7 protein-coding genes are annotated in these 7,869 nt (G+C 73.1%); 1 reads left to right on the top strand and 6 read right to left on the bottom strand.

Annotated elements, in window-relative coordinates:
• From AB0G02_RS23370 to gatC, 6 genes are all read right to left on the bottom strand, one after another.
• On the bottom strand, positions 1-2,530 hold a 2,530-nt coding region (locus AB0G02_RS23370; protein ID WP_360797592.1), incomplete at its 3' end, for a CHAT domain-containing protein.
• Between the two features lie 81 nt (positions 2,531-2,611).
• Positions 2,612-2,893, bottom strand: coding sequence for a hypothetical protein (locus AB0G02_RS23365; protein ID WP_360797591.1), 282 nt, complete (start codon positions 2,891-2,893; stop codon positions 2,612-2,614).
• Between the two features lie 466 nt (positions 2,894-3,359).
• A complete protein-coding gene (gene gatB, locus AB0G02_RS23360) occupies positions 3,360-4,862 on the bottom strand; it encodes an Asp-tRNA(Asn)/Glu-tRNA(Gln) amidotransferase subunit GatB (protein ID WP_360797590.1) in 1,503 nt (500 codons plus the stop codon).
• A complete protein-coding gene (locus tag AB0G02_RS23355; RefSeq protein WP_360797589.1) occupies positions 4,859-5,050 on the bottom strand; it encodes a hypothetical protein in 192 nt (63 codons plus the stop codon). The genes gatB and AB0G02_RS23355 overlap by 4 nt, the downstream gene beginning before the upstream one ends.
• 11 nt (positions 5,051-5,061) lie before the next feature.
• Positions 5,062-6,576: an Asp-tRNA(Asn)/Glu-tRNA(Gln) amidotransferase subunit GatA gene (gene gatA / locus AB0G02_RS23350; RefSeq protein WP_360797588.1), complete on the bottom strand. Its 1,515-nt coding sequence runs from the start codon at positions 6,574-6,576 to the stop codon at positions 5,062-5,064.
• Complete coding sequence (gatC, locus tag AB0G02_RS23345) at positions 6,573-6,872, bottom strand: Asp-tRNA(Asn)/Glu-tRNA(Gln) amidotransferase subunit GatC (protein WP_015104569.1); 300 nt, start codon at positions 6,870-6,872, stop codon at positions 6,573-6,575. Before gatC ends, gatA begins: the two co-directional genes overlap by 4 nt.
• A 226-nt stretch (positions 6,873-7,098) precedes the next feature.
• On the opposite strand from gatC, the gene AB0G02_RS23340 reads away from it, so the two are divergent.
• Positions 7,099-7,752 (top strand): ACT domain-containing protein, encoded by a 654-nt coding sequence (locus tag AB0G02_RS23340; protein WP_360797587.1) that lies wholly within the window; start codon positions 7,099-7,101, stop codon positions 7,750-7,752.
• Positions 7,753-7,869: the final 117 nt, after the last annotated feature.

The following is a 7,869-nucleotide window of genomic DNA, read 5'->3' as shown; positions in this document are numbered from 1 at the left end:
CGCAGGTACAGCGTGGCCGGGGTGTGCTCACTGCGCGGACCGGTGTGGCCGTGGCGGCAGCGGTAGCCGGGACACCCGCGAAGCCCAGCGGCTCGTCACCGGGGCGCACCCGGTTCAGCGCCAGCTCGCACGCGGCCAGCACCACCCGGTGCGGCGGGTGCCGCACCCGGCCGATCTCGTGCGCGAACATCGCGCCGTCCGCCAGCTCCAACCGCGAGAACAGCGCGTTCTCCGGCTCGTGCTCGCCGTGGGCGGCGATGTGCGCCAGCTCCACGCCGTCCAGCGCCTTCAGCACCGCGCCGACCTTGGCGTCGGTCACGCCGAGCAGCTTCGCGCCACCGTGGTAGCCGGCGAGCCGGTCGATCTCGCCCTGCGCGGCCTGCAACCCCGGCCCGCGCACCAGCAGCACCCCGTCGGCGACCTCGCGTTCCGCGCGGAGGGTCGACACCCACGCGGTGACCGACGGCACGGCGGTCGTCGGCCGGTTCACGCACGTCGGCAGCACGCCCCACGGCACCACGTACAGCGCGCCGGTCGGCACCACGACCAGCGACCGGTCCCCGATCATGGGCGCCAGCGGGCGCAGCAGCAACCGGTCCAGCTTCTCCGCCTCACGGCGAGCGGACGCCGAGATGACCTCCGCCAGCGGTCGCGGCAGGTGGTCGGGCGCCAGCGCGTTGAGGTCCGCGTGCAGGCGGCGCGCGCCTTCGGTGGCGGCGGCGGCCGACCCGAGGCGCACCATCCGCACGCGCCCTCCCGCGAAGACGACGGCGACCAGCTCGTCGTCGGACACCGCGAAGCTCACCACGGCCCGCCCGTCGAGCCGGGCCGCCACCTCGTCCGGGGTGACGACCGGGCGCGGTGTGCCCCACGGGCCGGAGTTCCAGCCCATCCGGGTGGCGGCGCGCTGGCTCGCCTTCAGCCGCGCCTCCAGCTCCGCGGTGGGCAGGCCGTCGAGGCGGGCGCGCAGCAGGACCCGGCTCAGCCTGCGCACGTCGGTGATCCGCTCGGCCAGCTCGGCGTCCACGGTGGACTCGACGGGGTCGTACCGGTACAGCTGGGCCCTGGTGCGCTCCAACCAGGTGAACAGGCGCTTGGCGTTGGCCGTCGAGTCACCGCCGCGCAGCACCAGGCGCACGGCGAGTTCGCCCAGCTCACGGCCGTGCACGGCGGTGCCGGACACCAGTTCCAGGCCGCCGAGCCGGTCACGCATCCGGCCCAGCTCCGCGAGCCCCGCCTTGGCCTGCGCCAACGCCACCCGCGGGTTGCCGCGGGCCAGGGCCAGCTCCGCCCGGCACAGCCGCAGCAGCATCCGGTGGTCGATCGGCGCGATCCGGCGCGGCTTGGGCACGCTGCGCAGCAGCTCGGCGCCGCGGTCCGGGTCGCCGCGGCGGATCTCCAGCCGGGCCGCGAGCACCAGGGCGAACGCGGACTGGTCGGCCAGCTTCAGCGCGGCCAGCTCGGCGGACAGCTCGACCGCCCGCCGCACCACCCCGGCGACCGGGCGGCTCGACCCGAGCGTGCGGGCCGCGTCGACGCGCAGCGCGATCAGCCCCGCCAACGCCGCCCACGCCGGGCTGCCGCGGTCGACCAGCTTGCGCTGCGCCGAGGTGGCCATCCGCCGGGCCAGCACCAGGTCCCCGTCCTGCAGCGCCGCCGCCGCGCGGAACAGCTCGGCCTCGGCGACGTCCTGCCCGATGCGCTGGCGGCGCAGCTCGGGCAGCACCTCGTCCAGCAACCGGCCCGCCTCGTCGGCCAGGCCGACGCTGATCATCGCCTCCGCCTGGTCGATGCGCAGCCTCAGCAGCAGCCCCGGTTCGAGCTCCTGGAACGCCCGGTTGGCCTCGTGGTAGTGCCGCAGGGCGGCCGGGATGTCACCGGCGCGCTGCACCGCGTTGCCCAGCGCGTGCTTCGCGATCGCGGCGCGCAGCGGCAGGTCGTGGCCCTCCGCGAGCTCGACGGCCCGGTTGAGGTCGCGGACGGCCTTGTCGTGGCGGTGGACCTCGCCGTGCGCGTTGCCCCGGTTGGACAGGGCCAGCGCGAGCAGGTCGACGGCTTCGGGGTCGGCGTGCGCGGCGAGGCGCCGTTCGCTGCGGTCGATCTCCCGGTCGAGCTGGGCGATGCCCTCGTCGATGCGGCCCACCCGGCACAGCAGGGCGGCGCGGTTGAGGTTGACCAGGGTGGACAGGTGGGCGCGCAGCGCCTCGTCGCGCAGCCCGGCGAGCTCCGCGTCGACGCCCGCGAGCTGGGTGAGGCCGTCGTCGACGTTGCCCGTCTCGGCCAGGCAGAACGCCAGCGTGTTGCGCAGCCGGGTGCGGACTTCCAGCCGTTCCTGCGGGTCGATCCCCGGTGTCTCCAGCAGCGCCAGGCCCCGCCGCATCTGCCGCATGGCGGCCGGGTGCCGGTCGGCGGTGGCCGCGTCCAGCGCGCCGCGGTGCAACCGCCGGGCCAGCGCGACCGCCCGGTCAGGTCCCGCGGGGCCGCGCGGCCCGCGTGATCTGCGAACGGGGGTTTGCGCAGGCACGGACATATCAGATCACAGCGGGCAAGGCGAATGCCGCCGGCACGTGGCCGGCGGCATTCGAGGGGTCGGACACCGCTGACGCGGTCGTCAGCCGGCCTGGGTGGCCGCCGCGGGTTCGTCGGTGGTCGGCTTGTAGGGGCCGCCGTTGGTCTCGGGGTCGCCGGTCGGCTTGTAGGGGCCGCCCATCGGCTTCACCAGCGGGTCGACGGTCGCGAGCGGCTCGTCCGTGGTCGGCTTGTACGGGCCGCCGGTCGGTTCGACACCACCACCCACGAGGAGCTGGACCTCGGTGGACGTGTCGGTCACCTCGACCAGGTCGTCCTCGATGGCGTCGATCTCGGCGACGAGCTTCGGATCGGTTCGAGACATGGCGTTGCCTCCCCTACAACGGGACCCCTGAACGGGGTAACTGCTGCGGTTGTTCCGGTCGGTTCGGTGGCCCCCGACGCTCCCGAACGGCTCAAGACTGACACAGATGGACGCATCTGAGCGGAGGAAATTCACCGAGCGCTACCAACGGGCCGATCTTGAGCTTCGCTGACCAGCACCGCACCGGCAGCCCCGAAACCGTTACCACTCGAATGGGCGAACGCGTTAACAGAGCGCAGGCATCCGGGGTCCGCAATAAGGCGACGCCACCCGGTCCTCGCGACGTGGAATCAGTCGCGGCGAGGCGAATCCCGTTCGGACACGGGCCGTCCCGGGACGGTGACCAACGGTGTCCGGGTGGGACGGATCGCGAGTGGACCGCTCGCGAGTGGACCGCCGTGCGCCGGACGTGAAACGGCGGTGGGGTGGGACGACGTGCCGCCCCACCCCACCGCCGGACCGTTCCCTACGAGCAGCGGGCGATGATCAGCTCACGCACGCGCTTGGCGTCCGCCTGACCCTTCGTCGCCTTCATCACCGCGCCGACGATCGCACCCGCCGCGGCCACCTTGCCGTCGCGGATCTTCGCCGCCACGTCCGGCTGCGCGGCCAGCGCCTCGTCCACCGCCTGCTCCAGCGCCGAGTCGTCCGAGACGACCTTCAACCCGCGCGCCTCGACGACGGCCTCCGGCTCGCCCTCGCCCTCCAGCACGCCGGTCACGACCTCGCGCGCCAGCTTGTTGGTCAGCTCACCGGCGTTGACCAGCGCGATCACCCGCGCGATCTGCGCCGGCGTGATGCCCAGCTCCGCCAGCTCGACGCCGCGGGCGTTGGCCTCCTTGGTCAGGTAGGCCACCCACCACGACCGGGCCTCGGCGGGCGTCGCACCCGCCTCGACCGTGGCCGTCACCAGGTCCACCGCACCGGCGTTGACCAGGTCGCGCAGCTCGGCGTCGGTCAGCGACCACTCCTCCTGCACCCGCTTGCGGCGCTCCCACGGCAGCTCCGGCAGCGTCCCGCGCAGCTCCTCCACCCACTCGCGCGACGGCGCGATGGGCACCAGGTCGGGCTCCGGGAAGTACCGGTAGTCCTCCGCGGTCTCCTTCGTGCGACCCGACGACGTGCCGCCGGTCGACTCGTCGAAGTGCCGGGTCTCCTGCGTGATCGAGCCGCCGGACGCCAGCACCGCCGCCTGCCGCGTCATCTCGAACCGCACCGCCCGCTCGACGCTGCGCAGCGAGTTGACGTTCTTCGTCTCGGTGCGCGTGCCGAACTCGGTCGCGTCCTTCGCCATCAGCGACACGTTGGCGTCGCAGCGCAGCGACCCCTGGTCCATCCGCACGTCCGACACGTCGAGCGCCTTCAGCAGGTCGCGCAGCGCGGTGACGTAGGCGCGCGCCACCTCGGGCGCCCGCTCGCCGGTGCCCGTGATCGGCTTGGTGACGATCTCGATCAGCGGCACGCCCGCCCGGTTGTAGTCCAGCAGCGAGTGCTCCGCGCCGTGGATGCGGCCGTCCGAGCCGCCGACGTGCAGCGACTTGCCGGTGTCCTCCTCCATGTGCGCGCGCTCGATCTCGACCCGGAACAGCGAGCCGTCGTCCAGCGTCACGTCGAGGAAGCCGTTGAACGCGATCGGCTCGTCGTACTGCGAGGTCTGGAAGTTCTTCGGCATGTCCGGGTAGAAGTAGTTCTTCCGGGCGAACCGGCACCACTCCGCGATCTCGCAGTTGAGCGCCAACCCGATCCGGATGGCCGACTCCACCGCCTTGCCGTTGACCGCGGGCAGCGCGCCGGGCATGCCGAGGCAGACCGGGCAGACCTGCGTGTTCGGCTCGCCGCCGAAGACGTTCGCGCAGCCGCAGAACATCTTCGTGCTGGTGTGCAGCTCGACGTGCACCTCGAGGCCGAGCACCGGGTCGAAGCGCTCGATGACCTCGGCGTAGTCCATCAGCTCGTGCACCGACGTCATGCCTTCCCGTCCTTCCGCAGACCCCGCGCGGCCAGCGCCGCGCCGGTGATCGCCACCAGGATGCTCGCCGCCGCGTTGACCAGCGCGAGCTTGTCGTTCTTGCCGCGAGCCGACTTCAGCGTGGAGAAGGCGCTGGTGGCGGCACCCGCGGCGCCGACGAGCGCGAGGGCCGTCCGGACCTTCCCCACCGGGCCGCCCCTCACCGGGCACCCGCCAACTGGGGCACGCCGTGGATCACCGGTGCGCCGAGCGCCGCGTCACGCGCCACCTCGTACGCCGCCGCCACCCGGTACATCCGGTGGTCCTGCAGCGCCGGCGCCATGATCTGCAGCCCCACCGGCAGCCCGTCCTCGTCGGACAGTCCACTGGGGACGCTCATGGCGGCGTTGCCGGCCAGGTTCGCCGGGATCGTGCACAGGTCCGCCTTGTACATCGCCATCGGGTCGCCGGTGCGCTCACCGATCGGGAACGCGGTGGTCGGCGTGGTCGGGGAGACCAGCACGTCCACCGTGGCGAACGCGGCGTCGAAGTCGCGGCTGATGAGCGTGCGCACCTTCTGCGCCGAGCCGTAGTAGGCGTCGTAGTAGCCCGACGACAGCGCGTACGTGCCGATCATGATGCGCCGCTTCACCTCGGGCCCGAACCCGGCCTCGCGGGTCAGCGACATGACCTCCTCGGCGCTGCGCGTGCCGTCGTCGCCCACGCGGATGCCGTAGCGCATCGCGTCGAAGCGGGCCAGGTTGGACGACGCCTCGCTCGGCGCGATCAGGTAGTACGCGGGCAGCGCGTAGTCGAAGCTCGGGCACGACACCTCGACGACCTCCGCGCCCAGCTGCTTGAGCTGCGCCACGGCCGCCTCGAAGCTGCGCAGCACGCCCGGCTGGTAGCCCTCGCCGCTGAACTGCGTCACCACGCCGACGCGGACACCGGACAGGTCGCCCGAGGCGCCCTCGCGCGCGGCCGCCACCACCGGCGGGACGGGCGCGTCGATCGACGTCGAGTCCATCGGGTCGTGACCGGCGATGACCTCGTGCAGCAGGGCCGCGTCCAGCACCGTGCGGGCGCACGGACCGGCCTGGTCCAGCGACGACGAGAACGCCACCAGCCCGTACCGCGACACGCCGCCGTAGGTCGGCTTCACGCCGACCGTGCCGGTGACCGAGCCGGGCTGGCGGATCGAGCCGCCGGTGTCCGTGCCGATCGACAGCGGCGCCTCGAACGCGGCCAGCGCCGCCGCCGAGCCACCGCCCGAGCCGCCGGGGATGCGGTCGAGGTCCCACGGGTTGCGGGTCGGTCCGTAGGCCGAGTTCTCGGTGGACGAGCCCATCGCGAACTCGTCCATGTTGGTCTTGCCGAGGATCACCACGCCGGCTTCCTTCAGCCTGCGGGTGACCGTGGCGTCGTAGGGCGGCACCCAGCCCTCGAGGATCTTCGAACCGACCGTGGTCGGCACGCCCTCGGTGGTGAGCACGTCCTTGAGCGCGATCGGCACACCGGCCAGCGGACCGACCTGCGCGCCGGCGGCGATGTCCTCGTCGACCTTGCGGGCGGCCCTGAGCGCACCCTCCGTGTCGACGTGCAGGAACGCGTTGACCGCGCCGTCGACCTCACCGATCCGGTCGAGGTGGGCCTGCGCGACCTCCACCGCGGAGACCTCGCGGCTCGCGATCTTGGCGGCCAGCTCGGCCGCGGTGCTGCGGATCAGGTCGCTCATGCTTCCTCCCCCAGGATGCGGGGCACGCGGAAGCGGCCGTCCTCGGCGGCGGGGGCGCCCGCGAGCGCCTGCTGCTGACCGAGGCTGGGACGCACCACGTCCTCGCGGAACACGTTGGTCAGCGGAACGGCGTGCGAAGTGGGCGGGATGTCCGCGGTGGCGATGTCGCCCACCGTGGCCACCGACTGCAGGATCACGTCCAACTGGCCGGCGAACAGGTCCAGCTCGTCGTCGGTGACGGCGAGCCTCGCCAAGCGGGCCAGGTGCGCGACCTCGTCGCGGGAGATGCTGGGCACCTCGTCAACCCCCGTGGGTCGGATGTTCGGATTCTTGGACCTGCCGAGTCTATTGGCTGGTCAGGCCGACCTCCGACCGGGTTACCCGCGCTCGCGCGCGGGGGTGCGCGATTTTACCCGCGCGCAACGCGGCCGGTGGGTCGGACAGCGATCCTGCGTCTGCGAGAATCATCGACCGGCGAGTTTCCACGCCGACGAACCACCACGGCCTTTGGAGGCGTGCACCGTGTCCTTCCTGCTCCGGGTCCAGCTCCCGGACCGTCCCGGCGCACTGGGCGCGGTCGCCTCCGCGCTCGGTGAGATCGGGGCCGACATACTCAGCGTGGACGTGGTGGAGCGCGGTGCGGGCCTGGCCATCGACGACCTGGTGGTCGAACTGCCCTCCGGGCGGCTGCCCGACGTGCTGATCACCGCCGCGGAGTCCATCGAGGGCGTCGAGGTGGACGCGGTCCGGCCGTACGCGGGAGTGCTGGACACCCACCGCGAGCTGGAGCTGGTGGAGGAGGTCGCGGAGGAGCCGAAGACCGGCCTCGCGGTGTTCACCGAGGGCGTGCCCAAGATCATCCGGGCGGGCTGGGCGGTGGTGGTGGCGTGGGACGGCAGCAAGGCGCGTCGGCTCACCTCGTCGTCGGCCGCCCCGGAGACCCGGCTGGAGACGCCGCCGTGGCTGCCGCTGGCCCGCGCGACCGTGCTGGACGGCGAGGACGACTGGGTGCCGGCGACCTGGCAGGAGCTGGGCACCGAGCTGGCCGCCACCCCGCTGGGCAAGCCGGACCGGGTGCTGCTCGTGGGCCGTCCGGGCGGGCCGATGTTCCGCGCCGCCGAGGTGGCCCGCCTGGCCCACCTGGCCGGCATCGTCTCCGTGGTCCTCCCCGACTGACCCGTCGAGAGTCCTACCTCCACGCGCCGAGAGTCCTACCTCCAGCGCGCGAGAGTCCTACGTCCAGACCGCGAGAGTCCTACGTTCGTGCACCCCGAGTTGAACGCTCAGCGCGGC

Origin of the sequence: Actinosynnema sp. NPDC023658 (genome assembly GCF_040639995.1) — a bacterium.
Classification (GTDB): Bacteria; Actinomycetota; Actinomycetes; order Mycobacteriales; family Pseudonocardiaceae; genus Actinosynnema.
The sequence above is the reverse complement of the archived record's forward strand: the minus strand, read 5'-3'. Positions and strand labels throughout refer to the sequence as shown.